The following is a 20,302-nucleotide window of genomic DNA, read 5'->3' as shown; positions in this document are numbered from 1 at the left end:
AAAATTATGTATCGGCAATGCCGTGGCTTGCCGTTTTATTACCCTGCCGGAACGTGGCAAAGATATCTATATTGACCAGGGCGACCGTATCCTGCCGGAAGCCATGGCCATTCACAATCGATTTAACACACCATTTACATCAATTTTGATCCAGAGTAGATAGCATTTTTCTGTAGGTTGCACTCTCTCACATTTTTTCTGGTTGCACCTTTAAAAAGTGTTAACTATCGCAGAGAAAAAGATTCTGCGTTTTTTACACCCCTTGTTATAAACATCATCTTTATTAACATTTCATTCATTTTCAAGCTTGCAAACCAAGTCACATTTAACACGGTTGCACAAAGTTGCAACATAGTGGATATTTCTCGGTAACTATCAGCCCCGTATTTCAGTACAACAGGAGTAAATGGCATGGGAACCACCACGATGGGGGTTAAACTGGACGACGCCACGCGCGAGCGGATTAAAACAGCAGCATCACGAATCGATCGCACACCGCACTGGCTTATCAAGCAGGCCATCTTTAATTATCTCGAAAGACTGGAAAATGACGATGCGCTTCCGGAGCTGCCTGCCCTGCTGGCGGGTGCAGCAAATGAGAGCGAGGAATCCACTGCGCAACAAAATGAAGCGCACCAGCCTTTCCTTGAATTTGCAGAGCAGATCCTGCCGCAGTCTGTTTCCCGTGCGGCCATTACCGCGGCATATCGCCGTGCTGAAACCGATGCGGTACCCATGTTGATGGAGCAGGCTCGTCTGCCGCAACCTATCGCAGAGCAGGCCCATAAACTGGCCTATCAGTTGGCAGATAAACTGCGCAACCAAAAGACGGCCAGCGGGCGTGCCGGCATGGTCCAGGGACTGTTGCAGGAATTCTCCCTTTCCTCACAGGAAGGCGTCGCGCTGATGTGTCTGGCTGAAGCACTGCTGCGTATTCCCGACAAAGCCACCCGCGATGCGCTGATCCGCGACAAAATCAGCAACGGCAACTGGCAATCACACATCGGACGCAGCCCGTCTCTGTTCGTTAACGCTGCAACGTGGGGATTGTTGTTTACCGGTCGTCTGGTCTCCACCCATAACGAAGCCAGCCTCTCACGCTCGCTGAACCGCATCATCGGCAAGAGCGGTGAACCGCTGGTGCGAAAAGGCGTCGACATGGCGATGCGCTTGATGGGTGAGCAATTCGTCACCGGAGAAACCATTGCAGAAGCACTGGCTAACGCACGTAAACTGGAAGAGAAAGGCTTCCGCTACTCCTATGACATGCTGGGTGAGGCTGCGCTGACCGCCGCCGATGCCCAGGCCTATATGGTCTCCTACCAGCAGGCGATCCATGCCATTGGTAAAGCGTCGAATGGACGCGGTATTTATGAAGGCCCGGGGATCTCCATCAAACTGTCTGCGCTGCACCCACGCTACAGCCGTGCGCAGTATGACCGCGTGATGGATGAGCTTTATCCACGCCTGAAGTCGCTGACCCTGCTGGCGCGCCAGTACGACATCGGCATTAACATCGATGCCGAAGAAGCCGACCGACTGGAGATCTCCCTCGATCTGCTGGAAAAACTGTGCTTTGAGCCCGAACTGGCAGGCTGGAACGGGATCGGTTTTGTTATTCAGGCCTACCAGAAGCGCTGCCCTTACGTCATCGACTACCTGATCGACCTGGCAACCCGTAGCCGCCGTCGCCTGATGATCCGTCTGGTTAAAGGTGCGTACTGGGATAGTGAAATCAAACGTGCCCAGATGGACGGTCTGGAAGGCTATCCGGTGTACACCCGTAAGGTGTACACCGACGTTTCCTATCTGGCTTGCGCGAAGAAATTGCTCGCCGTACCAAACCTGATCTACCCGCAGTTCGCTACCCACAACGCGCATACGCTGGCGGCAATTTATCAGTTAGCAGGTCAAAACTACTATCCGGGTCAGTATGAGTTCCAGTGCCTGCACGGCATGGGTGAACCGCTGTACGAACAGGTCACCGGCAAAGTCGCAGACGGTAAACTCAACCGCCCATGCCGTATTTATGCCCCCGTTGGTACACATGAAACGCTGCTGGCTTACCTGGTTCGTCGTCTGCTGGAAAATGGCGCCAACACCTCGTTCGTCAACCGTATTGCGGATACCACCCTGCCGCTGGATGAACTGGTCGCCGATCCAGTTGAAGCGGTCGAGAAACTGGCGCAGCAGGAAGGTCAGGCTGGGCTGCCGCATCCAAAGATTGCACTCCCACGTTCCCTATATGGAAAAGGCCGCGAAAACTCCGCAGGGCTGGATTTAGCAAATGAACACCGCCTGGCTTCGCTGTCCTCTGCCCTGCTCAACAGCGCGCTGCAAAAATGGCACGCCAAACCGATGCTCGAACATCCGGTTGCAGACGGTGAAATGACGCCGGTCGTCAACCCGGCTGAGCCGAAAGACATTGTGGGCTACGTGCGAGAAGCGACTCACGCTGAAGTGGAGCAGGCGCTACAGAACGCCGTCAATAATGCCCCTATCTGGTTTGCTACACCGCCACAAGAACGTGCCGCCATTCTGCATCGCGCCGCTATTTTGATGGAGGGCCAGATGCAGCAACTGATTGGCATTCTGGTGCGTGAAGCGGGGAAAACCTTCAGCAATGCCATTGCGGAAGTACGCGAAGCCGTTGACTTCCTGCACTACTATGCCGGCCAGGTTCGTGATGATTTCGACAACGAAACGCATCGTCCGCTCGGTCCAGTGGTCTGTATCAGCCCGTGGAACTTCCCACTGGCCATTTTCAGCGGACAAATTGCGGCTGCGCTGGCAGCAGGAAACAGCGTGCTGGCAAAACCTGCAGAGCAAACCCCACTGATTGCCGCTCAGGGCATCGCTATTTTGCTGGAAGCCGGTGTACCGCCAGGCGTGGTGCAACTGTTGCCAGGCCAAGGGGAAACCGTCGGCGCGCAACTCACCTCCGATGAACGTGTACGCGGAGTCATGTTCACCGGTTCAACGGAAGTCGCCACGCTGTTGCAGCGAAATATTGCTACTCGTCTGGATGCTCAGGGTCGTCCAATTCCGCTCATCGCTGAAACGGGCGGGATGAACGCCATGATCGTCGACTCATCTGCGTTAACGGAACAGGTTGTGGTGGACGTGCTGGCCTCTGCGTTTGACAGCGCCGGACAGCGTTGCTCGGCACTGCGCGTCCTGTGCCTACAGGATGATATTGCCGACCACACGCTGAAAATGCTGCGCGGCGCGATGGCCGAATGTCGTATGGGTAACCCAGGCCGTCTGACCACCGATATTGGGCCAGTTATTGATGAAGAAGCCAAAGCCAATATTGAACATCATATTCAGGCCATGCGTGCCAAAGGACGTCCGGTATTCCAGGCCGTACGTGAGAACAGCGATGATGCGCGTGAATGGCAAACCGGGACCTTTATTGCACCGACGTTGATTGAGCTGGAAAGCTTTGATGAGCTACAAAAAGAGGTATTCGGCCCGGTGCTGCACGTCGTGCGTTACACCCGTAATAACCTCGACAATTTGATTGAGCAAATCAATGCCTCCGGTTACGGCCTGACGCTTGGCGTACATACTCGTATTGATGAAACCATCGCGCAGGTCACCGGGTCCGCGCACGTTGGTAACTTGTACGTTAACCGTAATATGGTAGGCGCAGTAGTCGGCGTGCAGCCATTTGGTGGCGAAGGATTGTCAGGAACCGGACCCAAAGCCGGTGGCCCACTGTATCTGTACCGCTTGCTGGCAAACCGTCCGGAAAATGCACTGGCCGTCACGCTGGCCCGCCAGGATGCAGACTACCCTGTCGATGCACAGCTTAAATCAGCGCTGATTCAACCGCTGGAAGCGCTCACCGCATGGGCAATCGATCGTCCGTCGCTGCATGCGCTCTGCCAGCAGTTTGCCGAACTGGCACAAGCAGGAACCCAGCGTTTGCTGCCAGGACCAACCGGTGAACGTAACACCTGGACGCTGTTGCCGCGTGAACGTGTGCTGTGTATGGCCGATAACGAACAGGATGCGCTGGTGCAGGTTGCTGCCGTGGCCTCCGTTGGCAGTCTCATCCTGTGGCAAGATGATGCTTTCCATCGCGAACTGGCAAAACGTCTGCCTGCCGCCCTCTGTGGGCGCATTCAGTTTGCCAAAGCAGACACCCTCACCGCGCAGCCGTTCGATGCCGTTATCTTCCACGGCGATTCTGACCAGCTACGCGCACTGTGCGAATCGGTAGCGGCACGGGAAGGTGCGATTGTTTCGGTACAAGGATTTGCCCGCGGCGAGAGCAATATCCTGCTGGAGAGGCTGTATATTGAACGTTCGTTGAGCGTGAATACCGCCGCGGCGGGTGGGAACGCCAGCCTGATGACAATCGGCTAAGGTTATGGTTAATTAAGGCTCCGGTTACGGGGCCTTTTTTTATTAAGCCAGAGGGAAGCATGAAACGAATTGTACTGACCTGTGCAGCACTGCTGCTAAGCAGTCACGCACTGGCGGATGACTGCGCAAACGCAAACAACCAGATTGAAATGAATACCTGCGCCGCTGAGCAGTATAAGACGGCCGACACAAAGCTAAATGAGACTTATCAGAATGCACTGAAGCGCGCCGCCCCCACCCAACGTGATTTACTGAAAAAAGCACAGGTCGCATGGATTACCCTGCGTGATGCAGACTGTGCATTGATCAGTTCAGGCACGGAAGGCGGCAGCATACAGTCGATGATCACCAGCCAGTGTTTAACGGACAAAACCAACGAGCGAGAAGCATTTCTCGCCGCCCTCTTGCAATGTGAAGAGGGCGACTTAAGTTGCCCGTTACCCCCCGCCAACTAGCGCACACGGATCCCTTCAATAATCATTCGCTGTACGCTCTCCACCGTTTGGTTAAAAAAGGCTTCATCACGCAGCGTTGCGCCCGTCACTGCCTCGACCTGTGGGGCAAAGTCAGCGTAATGTTGCGTTGAAGCCCAAATCATAAAAATCAGATGATGCGGGTCAACCGGCGCCAGTTTTCCACTGCTGACCCATCCGGCAATCAATGCGGATTTCTCGTCAATCAACGTTTTAAGATCGCCCGTTAATTCCGTCATCAACAAAGGTGCGCCTGCCAGCATTTCCATACAAAACAGTCGCGATGCCTGAGGATAATCGCGGGACACTTCCAGTTTGAGCCGGATGTACTCTTTAATCGCCACCAGCGGTGCAAAGTCCTCGCGAAAGGCCTTCAGCGGTGCCAGCCAGATATCAAGGATCTGGCGTAATACGGCAATGTAGAGCACCTCTTTAGAAGGGTAGTAATAAAGCAGATTCGTTTTAGACACCCCCGCCAGTTCCGCAACCTGCTCCAGACGCGTGCCATGAATCCCATACTGGGAAAAGATATTTAATGCCGCGGTTAAGATAGCCTGGCGTTTCGCGCTCACGGCCTGCGAGCGTTTACCTGTTTTTTTCTCTGCGCCTTGAGCCATGCACCCTCTCCTTGTTCTGAGGGCGTCAGCATAACAAATCGCACTCTGAAAAGTTAAATTAAAGCGACTCGGGGGGAGCCTCCTGCTGGACGGCTTTCTTCTTTTTGAACTTCAGTTCGCTGACCAGTACGCCAATGATAATGAATGCCGCCCCCAACAGAGCAAGCAGCGGAAGGCGTTCTCCTGCGAGTCGACCAAAAATCCCCGCCCATACAGGCTCACCGGTATAGATTACCGTTGCGCGTGTCGGCGACACGCTGCGCTGCGCCCAGTTCATGGTAACCTGGATAATCGCGCTAAAAATACCCAATCCTAATGCCACGGCCAGCAAGCCCGTCGACATGGGAGGAACCGACTCACCTGCGGGCCCCATCGCAATAAATGCCACTACAGAAGCGGTTGCCAGTTGCACCACAGTGACCCGACGTACATCCACTTTTCCAGCCCATGCGCTGATCAGGATAATTTCAGCCGCTATCGCCACCGCCCCCACCAGCGTGATCCACTCCCCTTCACCAAGCGCCAGTAAATTGCCATCCGGTCCGGCAAGAAATATCAGTCCGATAAAGGCCAACACAATACCGACGCACGGCATCACTCCTGGCATTCGTCCCAGACACAACCACTGCAACAGCGGTACCAGTGGTACATACATCGCAGTAATAAATGCCGACTTACTGCTGGGAATAGACTGTAATCCCCAGGTTTGCAGGCTATAGCCCAGCGCAATCGCTACGCCAATCGCCACTCCGGCTTTGACTTCCAACCATGTCAGCCCACGCAATGTAGGCAATGACAGCAACGCCACCGCCAGTGCCGCTGTCGCAAAGCGCACGCCGACAAAGAAAAAGGGACCGCTCAGCGTGACAGCATATTGCACAGCCAAAAACGTTCCGCCCCAGAACATGGTGATCACAATGAGGATCGCCTCCTGGGGTTTAACAGAGAAGGAATAACGAGAAAGTAATGACATGAGACACCCGATTAGCTGAATGTCATTAGTCTGCGTTGCGTTTTGTTACAGTTCAACCTTGCAGACAAAAAAAACCGCCGGAACAACCCGGCGGCGGTGGCGACGTAACGTCTGTCTCTGAACACTCAGCCGTCACGATATCTCTAACAGACAGCCCGACAATTACGATTTGTTGTTGCCGTGACTATTCTTGCCCCCTTTTTTGCCTGCTTCTGAAGCGCGTTGCGGGTCATTCTTGAAGTTGCCCCCGCTGTGCTGGCCACCTTTTCGACCTGCTTCTGATGCTCTTTCACGGTCTTCCGCAAAGTTGCCGGAACCGCCCCGATGGTTTGCCATTACTGACCTCCGTCATTGATTAGCCATCATATTGCATAGGTACTGAGGAGTGATACCTCACGCAGCGCATGGGCCGTGCCCTGATGTTTACTGCGTGGGATTAAGCATAGTGAAGAGTAACCGGATAACCGGCGAACTGTAATATTCTGCAACAGGAATGGCCGCAAGATGTTAATAATCGCGAAATGAAATCAATAAGTCTTTCTTATGGCTACCAAATTACGTCAGGTTAAAAATGTATCATTTTGCAACAAAAACAGTTGTTATAAAAATTGTTATAAATCAAAGAAGTGATTGTGAAATTTGCACTCCTGGCCGTACGTCATATCTTTAAAGGGAGGTAGCGAATCGCTACGGACACGGTTAACTTGAGGAGTAGTGTAAAATGGCAAAAGTTCTGGTGCTTTATTATTCCATGTACGGACACATTGAAACCATGGCCCATGCAGTCGCAGAAGGCGCAAATAAGGTAGATGGCGCGGAAGTCATTATTAAGCGTGTGCCAGAGACAATGCAGCCTGAAATCTTCCTGAAAGCAGGCGGTAAAACACAAAACGCACCAGTCGCAACCCCGCAGGAACTGGCTGATTACGACGCCATCATTTTTGGTACTCCCACGCGCTTTGGCAACATGTCGGGTCAGATGCGTACCTTCCTGGATCAGACCGGCGGACTGTGGGCATCTGGCGGCCTTTACGGCAAACTCGCCAGCGTATTCAGCTCAACAGGCACTGGCGGCGGTCAGGAACAAACCATTACATCAACCTGGACAACGCTTGCCCACCACGGGATGGTGATTGTTCCCATCGGTTATGCGGCGCAAGAACTGTTTGATGTCTCACAAGTTCGTGGCGGTACGCCGTACGGCGCAACTACCATTGCCGGGGGTGACGGCTCCCGACAGCCAAGTCAGGAAGAGTTATCTATCGCCCGCTATCAGGGTGAATATGTCGCAGGTCTGGCAGTAAAACTCAACGGCTAATCTTCAACAGGAGGATTCGAATGCCAACTCAAGAAGCGAAAGCCCATCGCGTCGGCGAATGGGCAAGTCTGCGCAACACATCGCCAGAAATAGCCGAAGCCATTTTTGAAGTCGCCCACTATGACGAGAAAATGGCGGAAAAAATTTGGGAAGAAGGTAGCGATGAAGTACTGATCAAAGCCTTTGAGAAAACTGACAAAGATTCACTCTTTTGGGGTGAACAGACTATCGAACGCAAAAACGTTTAGCATTCGGACTCCCCCGTTTGCACGGGGGAGTTTTCTTTGCTTACTTCGCCGCCTCATTCAGTACGCTATCGAATTTCTCAACAGGGCAAAAGCCATTAGCATCAATCGGACACCCCTTCAGTTCCAGCGTCACACGTTGGGCCGGGGATTTGAGCGTCAGAACCTCCGCATTTCGCAGTTGCTGCGCACTCTGATACACATACTCAATTTTCATCAGATCGCGATTTGTGTTGCTGTCATGCCAGCGCTGGAAGACAATTTTGCCGCCAATAGGCGTACGTTCGTTCTGGTCATGGAGCTGATACGGTTTAAAATCCAGTGCCGTGAGCAATGACGCGATGTTCGAGTCATGTCCCACCAGCACCGTAATTTTCGGCGCTTTCGCCCGTTCAGTCACCAACGCATTGTCGATATATTTGACCAATGGTTTGGCGACATTTTTCGCCACTTCCGCAGAGGTGAACAGGCTGTCCTGATAACCATTTTTCAGCTTTGACAGTACCTTCCACTGTTGATCAGATTTGATCTCCCCCCAGGCGACCTTGTCCATCGGGAAGCCCTCGTAATATTGCAAGGTGAAGGCATCAACCAGCGAATTCCCCACTTTCAGTGGCCCGGAAACACCAGGCTCCTGCTGATACTTCGCACTGAATGTGTCTTTCGCATCGGTCAGAGAACACTGCTGTTTTTCTTTGCAGGACGGCGAGTCTTTGTAGTTTGTCATTTGCTCAAGCAGTTGGTAACTTTCGTCGAGCTGCATCTGGCTGCGCTCTTTCTCCATTGCCTGAACAGCCTGCTGACTGAATGTTGCCGAATCATCAGTGATCACCGGGTTAAAAGTGGGGTCCATGGTACCCATTTTTTCCTGATGATGGACCGGAACGTCACACCCCGGGAAAGCCCCCGTGACAAAAAACTGCGCCGTCGCGACCGTACGCTGCAGGCTGTTAGCATAGGTGTAAACCGTGCCCGGGGCCGGACATTCCCCGGATTTCACCATGCCCTGCTCTGCCAACCATTCACGTATGTAATGGCCCATATAAATTTCCAGCACGCCGCCCTTCGTGGTGAGTTGTCCGCCTGGGACATCCCACTCCGGCCACTGTTTGGGGGTAGACTGCTCGAGAACGCTGCCATTATTGGCTAAAGGTGCACGTAAGTTATGCCGGCTCATCATCAATACTTGCTGAAGCTGATAACCTTCCGGTGCCGTCTGTGCCTGTGCAGCCGTTGACAGCAATACAGCCCCCGCCACGGCGGTGGCGATTAACGATTTGTTCATCCCTACGACCTCTTGTTGTTATCAATCACCACAGAGTGTGACAGATATATGACATTTTTCCGGGAACGCTTTCGCAAAAATGAGGGATCTACCGTGTCGTTTGGATGCCAAATTCCGTCTGAAGTTTGCGCACTCCTAGTGGGGTAAAGGTGACGTGCCGGCTACCTGTCTGCGTTTTAATCCACTTCTGTTCGCTAAACCAGCTCAGCAACGTGGCACCGAGCACGCCGCCCGGATGATAACGTCGCTCACTCCAGTCCAGACAGCCGCAGCTTATCTTTCGTCGGGTCACACCGGCACAAAGGACAATCCCCATTTCTGCCAGTTTTTCCTGCCCCAGAGCGGTCAGCGTTTCGCCATCCGCTGTTAACCATTGCCGGGCAACCAGAGTATCAAAAAGCCTCACGGCCACTTCGCCGGCAAGGTGGTCATAGCAGGTTCGCGCATGCCGCAGGTGTATTGGGGTGGTGATTTTTCGCGACGTTGATGCAGACCATGCCACACCCATCAGGCGTTCCAGGAGGCCGGCTATCTCCGCACTTGCCAGGCGAAAATAACGGTGTCGTCCCTGGGCTAACGCCACAACAAATCGTTGTTCGCACAGACGCGCCAGATGTGCGCTGGCCGTCGAGGCTGACACGTCCGCCACCGCGCTAAGTTCAGTTGCGGTCCAGGCGCGCCCATCCATCAACGCACACAACATACGCGAACGCGATTTATCCGCCATCACTGCCGCAGTAAGCGCCATTTGCAACTCCAGTTCACCCTCTTCTTCGTGCAGTATTACCGATGCCATAGCACCTCCTTTGGCGTTAACCCTCTGAATTAACGATGGCATGAAACAGGCGTAAAGTCACAGCGAGACTTACGCGGCGCGCAGCATCATCTCCACGCCCAACCCCACCAGGCAAAACAGAAAACAGCGTTTAAACACCACAGGTGAAATCACTCGTCGCACACGAGTCCCTAGCCACTGTCCCAGTAGCGCTGGAAGAATGGCAAAAGCCGATAAACTCAGGGACTGAACAGGTAACGCATTGTGCCACCACAAGCCCAGAGCTAACGCCAGCGTCGAAAACGTGAACGAAATGCCAAGCGCCTGCACCAATTCATCCTTTTCAAAGCCCAAAGACTGGATCCATGGCACGGCGGGCATAACAAATACCCCCGTTCCCCCCGTCAATAAACCGGTCACCAATCCAATGACAAGGGAAAAGGGTTTTTCACGCTGCGGATCCACGGTAATTTTTTTCCCCATCAGCGTCCAGATGGCATAGGCCACCAGTGCCATGCCAAGCGCAAACTGGGTCCGGGTTGTGTCGCCCCCGGTGATCCAGACACTGGCAAGCAAAGTGGCAATCACCACCGCCAGCAGCATAGGCCACAATCGTTGCAGCAATCGGCCGGTATTACCACCACCGCCAAACTGAAACAGATTGCTAATCAGAGAGGGTAACAGCAGCATCGCCGCCGCCGCGACCGGAGAAATAAGCGATCCGAGGATCCCCATCGCCACCGTGGGTAAGCCCATGCCCGTTACGCCTTTCACCATCCCCGCCAGCACAAAGGTTGCGGCAATCATTATCACCAGGGAGGAGTCGAGCGCGAAAGAAGTTGCCATCATGTACGTTCCAGGAAAAAAGAGGATGACCTATTCTGGACGTCAATCGCCAGGTTTGCTTCGTCGGGAAACGAAATATGCCCTCCTGGTGTGCTGCGGCAGAAAAAATGCCGGGTTTCCCCGGCATCAGAATCAGACAGTTTTTGCCCACCAGAGGCGTAACTTCATTCCCCAGTAACTGGTCCAGCCGCTGGTTGTCGATACCACGCGACCGTGCGACATCACGACCAGCGTTGGCGTGACGCTGATGTCCCAACTGCGGGAGATGGCCCCGTCGGCATCGTTGATGACAGGAAAGTCTACGCCTTTACGCGCCAGCCAGCGCGTTACCTCCGCCTCATTACCGGAGCGCAGCGCAATGGTTATCACGTTCTCGCCTTCTGAGTGCAGTCTGGCGACTTCCGGTGTCGTGAACCGACACACGCCGCACCAGCTCGCCCAGAAATAGATCAGCACTGGCTCCTCTTTGCTGAGCGCGGCCAGCGTAACGTTTTCACCATCCAGCGTCTGCAAAGGTGTGCTGTCAAACGCTGCGGGAAGCTGGGGCGCTCGCCAGGCATCCATCAACAACATCGCCCCGGCGAATAACACCAGTAAGATCAGTCCTTCGCGCAGCCAGCGGCGCAGTTTACTGACCATTTGCGGCCGCCAGTTTTTCTTTGACCACCTCTTCCAGTGTTTCCCACGGTACTGCACCCGGGATCAGCTCATCGCCAATAATCGTTGCAGGTGTGCCCCGCACACCAACCAGACGTGCCAGTTGCAGGTTGGTGCTCAGCGTCTCTTCACTTTGTGCATCCAGCGTCACAGGGCTGGCAGCGGCTTTCTCCTGTGCCTGTTTAATACTCACTGCCGTGTGGTAGCCCTTCTTCTGCATCAGTTTCTCATGTAACGCCAGAAACTGCTGCGGGTGCTCACGCCAGGTCGTCAGCGCGGTTCGCGCCGACAGAACCGAACTTTCCCCTTTAAACGGCAGCGGTTTAATCACCACCGCCACATCAGGATATTTCTGTACAATTTTTTCCAGCATCGGATCCAACTGCTTGCAATATGGGCAGTTGTAATCGGTGAAATTTATCAGCGTCAGTTTAGCCTGCCTGGCACCAATACGCGGGCTATTGGGATCGTTAAACAGCGCTTCCTGAATCAGCGCTTCAATTTGCTTCTCCTGCTCAGGCGTAAATGGCGCAGGTTCTTTCGCCACGCTGACGGCAGAAAACAGGGTTAACAGCAGGATAATCATCATTTTCATGGGGTTACTCCTTTGGCACCGGCCAGTGTATTTAGCACCGCATCGCGGGTTAACAACGTCGGCAACGCCTGGCCTTGCGGCAAACCGGGGCCATAAATTTGGTTGAACGGCACAGCGACCTGGCCGCGTTTTTTCAGGAATTCGGTAATCGCTTCAGAGGGCAGTGTCCAGTCACCCCGCAGGGCTACCACATCGGGTTGTTGCAGTGCCGACTGGACATCTTCTTTTTGTAGTACATTGTATTTATTAACTTTACAGGTAATACACCAGTCTGCCGTTACATCTACAAATACGCGCTTGTGCTGGGCCAGTGCCTCTTCGATGGCCTGCTCGCTCAGCGGTTGCCAGTTCACACTCTCTTTGGCTGTACTTTGGCTTGCGAACCCCAGATGCGGGAGCAGCAATGTTGCCAGCCAGATCGCCGAGCCAAGCATCATCACGCCGAGAAGACGCCGCAAGATATTCATCCAACGCCCCGGACGCGGCAGACGCAGCGCCAGACCTGGACGCAGCGCCACCAGCAACCATGGCAAACTCATCCCCAGCCCGAGCGCAAGGAACAGCCCCCATAGCGTCGGAAGCGAGGCGGTCAACGCCACCGCCACTGCCGTCCCCAGGAACGGCGCACTGCACGGTGTGGCAAGCAACGTCGCAAACGCGCCTTGCCAGAAATGCCCTGACAAGCCGTTACCGCCGCGAGTTGCCAGTATGGTGGTCATTGCTGAAGGAAGGCGGAATTCAAACAGCCCAAACAGGCTGGCGCTGAACGTCAGCATCACCAGCATCATAAAACCGATAAACCACGGACTCTGGAACTGGATCCCCCAACCAAGCGCCTGATTGGTCAGGCGCAGCACCGTCATCAGCAGCGCAAGGGCCATAAAAGAGACCAGGATGCCAGCCACCGATGCCAGAAACTGGCGGCGAACCTGAAGACGGCTTTTCTCCTCAACCAGTAAAATCGAGCCCAGCTTCATGCCCAGCACCGGAAGCACGCAGGGCATTAAGTTAAGAATCAACCCGCCTGACAGCGCCATCAGCACCACCTGCCATAGCGAGATCTCTGCATTCTGCACCACTGGCGCATCGCCAATGGCAAGACGACTTTCCTGCGCAACGCCGTTATCAGCCAGAACCAGTGTCAGTTGCTTACCCCGAAGATTCGGCGCCCCTTCCCCCCAGCTGTCATGAACCGGAACCGTTGCCCATAGTGTTTCGCCCTCTACGCGGATTTGGGGCATACCAAAATCCGCATCATCAACGGTATCCAGGTACAGGCCTGGTGCAGACCAGCCCCCCGTACGACGCGCCTCAACCACCAGCTCTCCGGCTCGCGCCCCGGCACTAAGCGCATCGGTCAGGCCGCTGGCCAGCGGTACTTGCCCCATCGCTTGCGCATAGTCATGAGCAAAAGACGGGTCCTGAACGCTCGGCGTCACGGAAAAGGGAAAATCCGTTAACAGACAGACATTGCTGCAGGTTGATAGGGTCAATACACCGTTAAGGGTGGTTGGCGTTGTGCCACGTACGACCATCGGGAAGGTGACATTACCGTGATATCCCTGGGTGGTGATATTGGCGACCTCAAAACGCGCGGGTGTCGGCCAGTACCAATCAACAGCAGGCATTTTATCTTTCCAGACGATGGACGGTGCTACACCGCCCTCACCCGGCGATCGCCAGTAGGTTTTCCAGCCATCCTCCAGTTTAACATCGAGCAGCAGTCGGGTTTCACCGCCTGCGGCTGTATCGGCACGTAACCGTACACTGGCGTGATTGTTATCGGGTGAACGCAGCCAGCCGATATCAGCCGCCCAGGATACGGGCAGCCATAGCAATAACAGGCAGAGCAGCGCCTGCCTGAAAACAGTCTTCATATTTTTTCTCCGTGAATAATTATCTAACAGTCAGCAACGGCTGCGCTGTCATTCACGGAAGACACAAAATCGGAGATGAACCCTAAGTGTGGGCGGCGAGATAACGCGCGGAGGGAAAAAAGGTAGGCGAAATGCCCGCACAGGTGCCAACAGCGACATGAGCAAACATAGCACCAGGATCGCGCCTTCGAACAATACTGGCGGTGCAGCCAGCAACGATTTTGCGCTCAGTTCACACGGCGTAACGGGCGAAGCTTCATCGGTATCGGCCTGGGCGCTCGCGACAACAGCAGTGGTCGCGGTGTTCATCTGCAAAGCGTGCAGACCCGCCATGCGTTGCGCGGTGCATACCATCACCACAACACATGCCAGGCAGAGGAACCACCATCCCATCCGTTGACGTTTCGCCATTATACCCTCACTGATTGACGCGAGTTATCTTAGCCACTGGCGAGGTTTTGGCAACCTTTACCCTGTAAAGTTATGTCGGCAGAGGCCGGTCAAATCTCATTCCTCCCACAGCGATCTGCCCAGAAATGATGATTAATGTTATTAATCAATTTCACTATTACAAAATAATGGCACTAATAAAACAAAGCCGGAAATATCACAGGGTTTATTATCTGTCATTCCAAAAGCGTCCAACAGATATTTCATCACTGATGATAAAAATGAAAGAGAAGTCCGCCAGCGGATATTCCTACGTAAATGAAAGTAAGAGTCAGCACATTTTCTGATGAATATTGTATTATCACTTGCCGCCATGAACGTTATGTTCATCATCAAAACAATTGTTTGTTAAATGTTATTTAGAGTATATGAAAATGAAAAAAATCTTACTTCCTCTTCTAGGCCTGTTTTTTACTGTGAGCGTTCAGGCAGCAACATTTACCGATGGCAAAGAATATATTTCACTTGAAAAGCCAGTTGCGTCAGCGCCCGCTGCGCTTAAGTTTTTTTCATTTTATTGCCCTTCATGCTACCAGTATGATGAAGTTCTGGAAGTCACTGATAATGTGAAAAAAACATTACCTACTGATGTCAAACTCACTGAGTATCACGTCGATTTCTTAGGCCCGTTGGGGCCGGAGATGACACACGCCTGGTCTGTCGCTATGCTGTTAAACGTGGAAGATAAAGTAAAACCTTTACTGTTTGATGCCGTGCAGAAAAAACAAACTGTTAAAACAGCAGATGATATCCGAAATGTATTTATCCGCGCTGGTGTCAGTGCAAACGACTATGATGCTGCGTGGAATAGCTTTGCCGTAAAATCATTAACGGCGAAACAACAGGAGTTGGCTAAAGCGGTAGACCTGAAAGGTGTACCGGCTATCTTTATCAAGGGTAAATATATGATTAACCCGAAAGGATTAAAATCAGATAACGTTAACGCTTTTGTCCAGAACTACGCTGATACCGTTCGTTTTCTTTTTTCCAAGCCTTGATAAGCCGTTAATATTACTGACGCACCATCAACAAGAGCCAGAGCCTGTTCTGGCTCTTGTTCCTACAGGCGGACATTATTGACTGTTAACTATCATATACGCTGGCAGAACCTTATTCAGAGGCGTAATCCTTCAAAACAGTAGCAACACGTATTCTGTAGTATGAAAAAATCAACTGCTTACCCTCCTGTTGTGCGGCCTGATGCCTGACGTTGCATTTCCACCTGAGTACTGCATCCTCATCCTCCCACCATGAAAGTGACAGCATTTTCCCGGGCGTATTAATGCTCTGAAATCGTTCGATAGAAATAAACCCGGGGATCTCTGCCAACAACGGCTTCAGCTCTGAGGCCAGTTGAAGATATCGCTCCCTCCCCTGAGGATGCACATCTGCTTCAAAAATAACGGCGATCATTCAGTATCTCTCCCTTGTTAATTTCAGCCACTCTATTGCCGGATTAAATGCGATGCTTCGCTCAACAACGAACAGTCTGGTGAAAAAGGAGAATGTGAGTGTGATAGGTAAATAAACAAGCAGGCTCACCACATTAGCCGGTGACCCTTTTATGAGCTGCGCCCCCCTTTTTCATGGTTGGCATTCGTGCCTATCAGGATTACCCTAAACTTAACGGTGATACCTTTTGAGAGGAATTGCCTTCTTCATGTGTTGATTTACACGAGAGAACGCTATGGAATTAAAGGATTATTACGCCATTATGGGCGTGAAGCCGACAGACGATCTCAAGACAATCAAGACCGCCTACCGTCGTCTCGCGCGAAAATACCATCCCGATGTCAGCAAAGAAACCGACGCTGAAGCCCGTTTTAAAGAAGTTGCCGAAGCCTGGGAAGTACTGAGCGATGAACAGCGACGCGCCGAATACGACCAGTTGTGGCAGCATCGCAACGACCCGCAGTTTAATCGTCAGTTCCAGCAAGGAGAAGGTCAACGCTACAACGCTGAAGATTTCGACGATATCTTCTCTTCAATTTTTGGCCAGCACGCACATCAGTCACGGCAGCGCCACGCCAGTCGCGGACATGATATTGAAATCGAGGTCGCCGTTTTCCTCGAAGAAACCCTTGCTGAGCATAGCCGCACCATCAGTTACAATCTGCCGGTGTACAATGCGTTTGGCATGATCGAGCGGGAAATCCCCAAAACCCTCAACGTTAAGATCCCGGCCGGTGTCGGCAATGGGCAGCGCATTCGCCTGAAAGGTCAGGGAACCCCTGGTGAAAACGGTGGCCCGAACGGTGATTTGTGGCTGGTGATTCATATCGCGCCGCATCCGCTGTTTGATATTGTTAATCAGGATCTGGAAGTTGTCGTTCCGCTTGCCCCATGGGAAGCCGCATTGGGCGCAAAAGTGACTGTACCAACACTCAAAGAGAGTATTTTGCTGACCATCCCCGCAGGAAGCCAGGCTGGACAGCGATTACGTATCAAAGGCAAAGGTCTGGTCGGTAAAAAACATACTGGCGACCTGTACGCGGTCATCAAAATCGTGATGCCGCCGAAACCTGACGACAACAGCGCCGCCTTGTGGCAACAGCTGGCGGATGCGCAGAAGTCCTTTGATCCGCGTAAAGAGTGGGGGAAAGCATAATGGCTAACGTGACCGTTACCTTTACCATTACCGAGTTTTGTCTGCATACCGGTGTTTCTGCAGAGGAACTGAATGAAATTGTCGGTTTAGGGATAATCGAACCCCGTGAAGATGAGACCTTTGATGACCATGCGCTGACCGTGGTGCAACGCGCACTGCGTCTGCGCCATGAACTGGCGCTTGACTGGCCTGGGATTGCTGTCGCACTGACGTTGCTCGAGGAAAATGCGCAGCTACGACAGGAAAACCGCCTTTTGCGCCAACGCCTGTCCCGATTTATTAGCCATCCGTGAATATATTAAGGGTGCGGCGTTGAGCCGCACCTACAGATTTGCAGGGCGTATTTTTTATAAAGAACCCAACTCATCAGATTCGATTTCTCAGCTACGGATTGTTGAGCTCAATACCCGCCCGGCAGATATTCAGAAAAACTGCGGATATCGGCCCCCCCTTCACGCCCTGACCGTACAAAAATTCCGGCAGAAATTTTACAGTCCGTGTAGCGCGGCACATAAATCGCGAAACTTTGACAGCTAAAATTGGATCGCATCAAGCGTTCTAAGTTTAAGTGACATTGGTGCAAGATTTGATATGAAATGATGCCGAACGTTGGAACCGTATCATAGCCGCCAGATTGGCGGCTTAGTGCGGTAGTTCACAAAACTGAAGCAGAATTAGCGCAGATAGGAAATTTTTTATAAAGTGTCGAAACTCCCACTCCATATTGTTCAGATAAGCGGATGCGGTGCCCCTCGTAGTGATAAAGACCGCTATCGCCCGCGACCAGACCGGTAGGACGATAACGACGGTCATCAACCACCAGAGCAACGGCGGAATCAGTATCGCCGCCAAGACTCACCATAATGGCTTCAGAGCCAGCCAGCGGGACACTAATCTGACCGTACTGCAGAGGGCGTTCGACGTCATCCAGTGGACCATCATCGAGGCTCGTCACCTGCAGGTTCTGCATCTTCAGGCTGTCATTGACCAGCGTCACTACGGCACGACCAATCATCAGCCGCAGCCGGCGCATGACGGGAGCAATCAGACGCTGAAATGCCTGTTGCCGAAATAACCCCACCACGGCCACATATTTCGCATCGTCTTCCATCGGCATATCAAGCAGTGCGTCACCACCTGGTTTCACGACCACATCACGGGTGGACAGCATGTCAGCCCCAAGAACGGCTTCACCATCGTTCAATAACTGTTGGTACACACTTCTGTTGAAAGTTTTAGTGTCTTTCAATTGATAGACGCGTACCACGACGGGCTCCGACAACGCGTTGTTTTCACGTTCATCCGTATTCAGTGCTTCACGTGCCGTGAAATCCAGGTGAAGCACCTTAATCTTTTTGTAGAACACAGAGTTAAATGCTGATTTGCTGCCATCGGTGATGCTCTGCGTCACCCCGCACCCCACCAGACTGAATACCAGCAGGGGGAACAGCCAGCGCGCTGTTTTAGTTAAACTTGTACGTAACACGTCGGTTTAAGCCGCAGGCTGTTGAGGAAGCTCAGCCAGCTGCCGGCAAAGTCGGTGAAGTAACGTTGCGTCAGACGTGCTTTCAGTGCTTCCGGCGACAAATCCGAGGAAACCGCTTTCCGGCTGTCACTCAGCACCCAGTCAATTTCATCCCGGCGGGAGTTTGCAGCCTTTTCGATAGCCTGCTGAATGCCGCCTTCCCACGCCTGACGGGTGAACATGCCCGGCACCACCTCATCCGTGGTAAACAGACGGCGGGCATCGGTCCCGCTGGTCATGTCTTCCAGGGAGACATCGGCAAAATTACGACGCACAGATTTGAGCATGTTTTCATAGAGCGTACTTTCGGCGTTGCGGCGGCCAATCTGCTGCAACAGCACCTGGCGGCTCTGGCTCACCAGTTGCGCATCCGGCGCGATTTTCCACTGTGGCTGCTTCGGCAGTTCGGCGATGTAGAACGCCCACAGGTCCGGCGACAGGCTTTGCCACAGACCAGTGGAGATACCCAGCCGCGTCGGCTGCACGACTTTCATGGTCTGAGCGTAATACGCGCCGTCGGCTTTATCCGGACGGGCCATCATCAGCCAGGCTTTCAGTTGGTCATAGCCCGGTTTCGCCAGCAGTGCCCGCTGGTCGCTGCCGGGAGCGGAGCCTGCCAGCACGCTGAGCTTCTGCGTCAGGACGGCATTTGCCGGGTCGCGGATCAGGCGGTTGTTCGCCACGCCGTACCAGGGCAGCATCGCGTCGAGCAGCTGCTGATTATGGTCCAGACCGAAGCGCTGATACCATGGCGCGCCGCCCTGAATACGGTGCTGCAGGCGGCCGGCGTCATTACGCAGTGTATGCAGGGCCGTCAGTTGGTAATCCGATACGGAAGGATGCTCCACCAGAGCATGCGCCTGCTGCGCCACGGAGACAATCTGCAGACGGTTGACCGCAAACGACAGCAGCGTCCCCGCCCCCCAGACACCAATAATAGCCATCAGCGTCCAGACCAGGGTCTGCTCCCAGGCCATACCAACACGGCGGCCACGAACACGGACGCAGTCATCCACGATGCCCTGCCATACAACCGGTAGGGTCAGCGCATGGCGTTGTGATTCAGGAATGTACTTTTCTTCGCCAGTTGCTGTCGTCTCGCCAGTGTCTTCAGCAGGCCTGCCCTGTGCCAGGCTGAACATCAGGCCACGCAGCGGAACACGCTGCTGTGAGGCAGACAGCCATGGCGCCAGTTGCTGAGCCCAGCGGGCGATACCGCCGTCCTGGAGGTACTGGCCCAGGCGCAGCAGGAAGTCGTGACTGTTGTTCTCAGCCACCTGACTCACTCCCTGCGTTCGCAGGGCCGACAGCATCAATTCAAGCTGGCGGGTAATGTCATCAGGTTTTGCGCGAAGCGGAAACGAAGCACCCACCGCCTGTTCAGTGCGTTTTGCCTGCAACCACTTGCTGTCACACAACTGCCACAGCCAGACCGGCGCGGAATAACGCAGCAGTTCGCTGATTTTTTCCAGTCCGCGTAAATCGTTATCGCTGATTTGCGGGGTCAGATTAAGCGACTGCGGCATGACGCGCACAATACCGTCCAGTGGTCGCCCTCTGTGCCGGCTTCTGGGTGGAGTTCGCGCTGAAGAAACACGCATAATCGCGGTTCTTGTAGTAGCTAAGCGGGATAAACCCAAGGTTCGCAAACTCAAACTCGCGGGTTTCGGGGATCATCACTTCA

The 20,302-nt window shown here is 53.4% G+C and carries 19 protein-coding genes and 2 pseudogenes; 7 read left to right on the top strand and 14 right to left on the bottom strand.

Features of this window, described 5'->3' with window-relative positions:
• The first annotated feature begins 411 nt into the window (after positions 1–411).
• Together putA and NNN64_RS10425 are read left to right on the top strand one after the other, a co-directional pair.
• The gene (putA, locus tag NNN64_RS10430; RefSeq protein WP_271441335.1) at positions 412–4,374 is read left to right on the top strand and encodes a trifunctional transcriptional regulator/proline dehydrogenase/L-glutamate gamma-semialdehyde dehydrogenase; all 3,963 of its coding nucleotides are present in this window, start codon (positions 412–414) and stop codon (positions 4,372–4,374) included.
• Between the two features lie 59 nt (positions 4,375–4,433).
• Complete coding sequence (locus NNN64_RS10425) at positions 4,434–4,829, top strand: lysozyme inhibitor LprI family protein (protein ID WP_271441334.1); 396 nt, start codon at positions 4,434–4,436, stop codon at positions 4,827–4,829.
• Here NNN64_RS10425 and rutR read toward each other — a convergent pair.
• The 3 genes from rutR to NNN64_RS10410 form a co-directional block, all read right to left on the bottom strand.
• Entirely contained in the window at positions 4,826–5,464 is a 639-nt protein-coding gene (gene rutR, locus NNN64_RS10420) for an HTH-type transcriptional regulator RutR (RefSeq protein ID WP_271441333.1), read from the bottom strand. The two genes, NNN64_RS10425 and rutR, sit on opposite strands and share 4 nt — an antisense overlap.
• 58 nt (positions 5,465–5,522) lie before the next feature.
• Positions 5,523–6,437 (bottom strand): DMT family transporter, encoded by a 915-nt coding sequence (locus NNN64_RS10415; protein ID WP_271441332.1) that lies wholly within the window; start codon positions 6,435–6,437, stop codon positions 5,523–5,525.
• Between the two features lie 162 nt (positions 6,438–6,599).
• A complete protein-coding gene (locus NNN64_RS10410; RefSeq protein WP_003036022.1) occupies positions 6,600–6,773 on the bottom strand; it encodes a general stress protein in 174 nt (57 codons plus the stop codon).
• A 385-nt stretch (positions 6,774–7,158) separates the two neighbouring features.
• On the opposite strand from NNN64_RS10410, the gene wrbA reads away from it, so the two are divergent.
• Entirely contained in the window at positions 7,159–7,755 is a 597-nt protein-coding gene (wrbA, locus tag NNN64_RS10405; protein ID WP_003832057.1) for an NAD(P)H:quinone oxidoreductase, read from the top strand.
• A gap of 20 nt (positions 7,756–7,775) precedes the next feature.
• Complete coding sequence (locus NNN64_RS10400; RefSeq protein ID WP_271441331.1) at positions 7,776–8,003, top strand: YccJ family protein; 228 nt, start codon at positions 7,776–7,778, stop codon at positions 8,001–8,003.
• 40 nt (positions 8,004–8,043) lie between these two features.
• Here NNN64_RS10400 and agp read toward each other — a convergent pair whose 3' ends face one another.
• The 7 genes from agp to NNN64_RS10365 form a co-directional block, all read right to left on the bottom strand.
• Positions 8,044–9,285: a bifunctional glucose-1-phosphatase/inositol phosphatase gene (agp, locus tag NNN64_RS10395; RefSeq protein WP_271441330.1), complete on the bottom strand. Its 1,242-nt coding sequence runs from the start codon at positions 9,283–9,285 to the stop codon at positions 8,044–8,046.
• 88 nt (positions 9,286–9,373) lie between these two features.
• Positions 9,374–10,081 (bottom strand): ArsR/SmtB family transcription factor, encoded by a 708-nt coding sequence (locus NNN64_RS10390; RefSeq protein WP_271441329.1) that lies wholly within the window; start codon positions 10,079–10,081, stop codon positions 9,374–9,376.
• Between the two features lie 69 nt (positions 10,082–10,150).
• A complete protein-coding gene (locus NNN64_RS10385) occupies positions 10,151–10,906 on the bottom strand; it encodes a sulfite exporter TauE/SafE family protein (RefSeq protein ID WP_271441362.1) in 756 nt (251 codons plus the stop codon).
• 132 nt (positions 10,907–11,038) lie between these two features.
• Complete coding sequence (locus NNN64_RS10380; protein ID WP_271441328.1) at positions 11,039–11,545, bottom strand: protein disulfide oxidoreductase; 507 nt, start codon at positions 11,543–11,545, stop codon at positions 11,039–11,041.
• Positions 11,535–12,158 carry a DsbA family protein gene (locus NNN64_RS10375; protein WP_271441327.1) on the bottom strand — a complete coding sequence of 208 codons (624 nt, stop codon included), beginning with the start codon at positions 12,156–12,158 and terminating at the stop codon, positions 11,535–11,537. Before NNN64_RS10375 ends, NNN64_RS10380 begins: the two co-directional genes overlap by 11 nt.
• On the bottom strand, positions 12,155–14,035 hold the full coding sequence (locus NNN64_RS10370; RefSeq protein ID WP_271441326.1) for a protein-disulfide reductase DsbD family protein: 1,881 nt from the start codon (positions 14,033–14,035) through the stop codon (positions 12,155–12,157). Before NNN64_RS10370 ends, NNN64_RS10375 begins: the two co-directional genes overlap by 4 nt.
• Before the next feature lie 48 nt (positions 14,036–14,083).
• Entirely contained in the window at positions 14,084–14,446 is a 363-nt protein-coding gene (locus tag NNN64_RS10365) for a copper resistance protein (protein ID WP_271441325.1), read from the bottom strand.
• A gap of 413 nt (positions 14,447–14,859) precedes the next feature.
• On the opposite strand from NNN64_RS10365, the gene dsbA reads away from it, so the two are divergent.
• Positions 14,860–15,483 (top strand): thiol:disulfide interchange protein DsbA, encoded by a 624-nt coding sequence (gene dsbA / locus NNN64_RS10360; RefSeq protein WP_271441324.1) that lies wholly within the window; start codon positions 14,860–14,862, stop codon positions 15,481–15,483.
• Positions 15,484–15,595: 112 nt separating this feature from the next.
• Here dsbA and NNN64_RS10355 read toward each other — a convergent pair whose 3' ends face one another.
• Positions 15,596–15,898: an antibiotic biosynthesis monooxygenase family protein gene (locus tag NNN64_RS10355; protein WP_271441323.1), complete on the bottom strand. Its 303-nt coding sequence runs from the start codon at positions 15,896–15,898 to the stop codon at positions 15,596–15,598.
• Positions 15,899–16,172: 274 nt separating this feature from the next.
• Between NNN64_RS10355 and cbpA the strand changes: the two genes are divergently transcribed.
• Together cbpA and cbpM are read left to right on the top strand one after the other, a co-directional pair.
• Positions 16,173–17,093, top strand: coding sequence for a curved DNA-binding protein (cbpA, locus tag NNN64_RS10350; protein ID WP_271441322.1), 921 nt, complete (start codon positions 16,173–16,175; stop codon positions 17,091–17,093).
• Positions 17,093–17,386: a chaperone modulator CbpM gene (gene cbpM, locus NNN64_RS10345; RefSeq protein ID WP_271441321.1), complete on the top strand. Its 294-nt coding sequence runs from the start codon at positions 17,093–17,095 to the stop codon at positions 17,384–17,386. The genes cbpA and cbpM overlap by 1 nt, the downstream gene beginning before the upstream one ends.
• Before the next feature lie 362 nt (positions 17,387–17,748).
• Here the strand turns inward: cbpM and tssJ are convergent, their stop codons facing one another.
• From tssJ to NNN64_RS10325, 3 genes and pseudogenes are all read right to left on the bottom strand, one after another.
• Positions 17,749–18,579, bottom strand: coding sequence for a type VI secretion system lipoprotein TssJ (gene tssJ / locus NNN64_RS23335; RefSeq protein ID WP_442870702.1), 831 nt, complete (start codon positions 18,577–18,579; stop codon positions 17,749–17,751).
• 2 nt (positions 18,580–18,581) lie between these two features.
• Positions 18,582–20,183 (bottom strand): annotated as a pseudogene (locus NNN64_RS10330) (ImcF-related family protein); the annotation flags it as partial.
• Positions 20,179–20,302, bottom strand: a pseudogene (locus tag NNN64_RS10325) (type VI secretion system contractile sheath domain-containing protein); the annotation flags it as partial. The pseudogenes NNN64_RS10330 and NNN64_RS10325, both read right to left, overlap by 5 nt.

This window comes from Citrobacter sp. Igbk 14, from assembly GCF_028069825.1.
Classification (GTDB): Bacteria; Pseudomonadota; Gammaproteobacteria; order Enterobacterales; family Enterobacteriaceae; genus Citrobacter.
Note: the sequence above shows the minus strand (reverse complement) of the source record. Positions and strands in the feature narration are given on the sequence as shown.

Coding starts and splice junctions, on each gene's coding strand:
- putA (WP_271441335.1), top strand. CDS start 412: ATGGGAACCACCACGATGGGGGTTAAACTGGACGACGCCACGCGCGAG.
- dsbA (WP_271441324.1), top strand. CDS start 14,860: ATGAAAAAAATCTTACTTCCTCTTCTAGGCCTGTTTTTTACTGTGAGC.
- cbpA (WP_271441322.1), top strand. CDS start 16,173: ATGGAATTAAAGGATTATTACGCCATTATGGGCGTGAAGCCGACAGAC.
- cbpM (WP_271441321.1), top strand. CDS start 17,093: ATGGCTAACGTGACCGTTACCTTTACCATTACCGAGTTTTGTCTGCAT.
- wrbA (WP_003832057.1), top strand. CDS start 7,159: ATGGCAAAAGTTCTGGTGCTTTATTATTCCATGTACGGACACATTGAA.
- NNN64_RS10400 (WP_271441331.1), top strand. CDS start 7,776: ATGCCAACTCAAGAAGCGAAAGCCCATCGCGTCGGCGAATGGGCAAGT.
- NNN64_RS10380 (WP_271441328.1), bottom strand. CDS start 11,545: ATGGTCAGTAAACTGCGCCGCTGGCTGCGCGAAGGACTGATCTTACTG.
- NNN64_RS10415 (WP_271441332.1), bottom strand. CDS start 6,437: ATGTCATTACTTTCTCGTTATTCCTTCTCTGTTAAACCCCAGGAGGCG.
- rutR (WP_271441333.1), bottom strand. CDS start 5,464: ATGGCTCAAGGCGCAGAGAAAAAAACAGGTAAACGCTCGCAGGCCGTG.
- NNN64_RS10425 (WP_271441334.1), top strand. CDS start 4,434: ATGAAACGAATTGTACTGACCTGTGCAGCACTGCTGCTAAGCAGTCAC.
- NNN64_RS10385 (WP_271441362.1), bottom strand. CDS start 10,906: ATGGCAACTTCTTTCGCGCTCGACTCCTCCCTGGTGATAATGATTGCC.
- NNN64_RS10355 (WP_271441323.1), bottom strand. CDS start 15,898: ATGATCGCCGTTATTTTTGAAGCAGATGTGCATCCTCAGGGGAGGGAG.
- NNN64_RS10390 (WP_271441329.1), bottom strand. CDS start 10,081: ATGGCATCGGTAATACTGCACGAAGAAGAGGGTGAACTGGAGTTGCAA.
- NNN64_RS10375 (WP_271441327.1), bottom strand. CDS start 12,158: ATGAAAATGATGATTATCCTGCTGTTAACCCTGTTTTCTGCCGTCAGC.
- NNN64_RS10410 (WP_003036022.1), bottom strand. CDS start 6,773: ATGGCAAACCATCGGGGCGGTTCCGGCAACTTTGCGGAAGACCGTGAA.
- agp (WP_271441330.1), bottom strand. CDS start 9,285: ATGAACAAATCGTTAATCGCCACCGCCGTGGCGGGGGCTGTATTGCTG.
- NNN64_RS10370 (WP_271441326.1), bottom strand. CDS start 14,035: ATGAAGACTGTTTTCAGGCAGGCGCTGCTCTGCCTGTTATTGCTATGG.
- NNN64_RS10365 (WP_271441325.1), bottom strand. CDS start 14,446: ATGGCGAAACGTCAACGGATGGGATGGTGGTTCCTCTGCCTGGCATGT.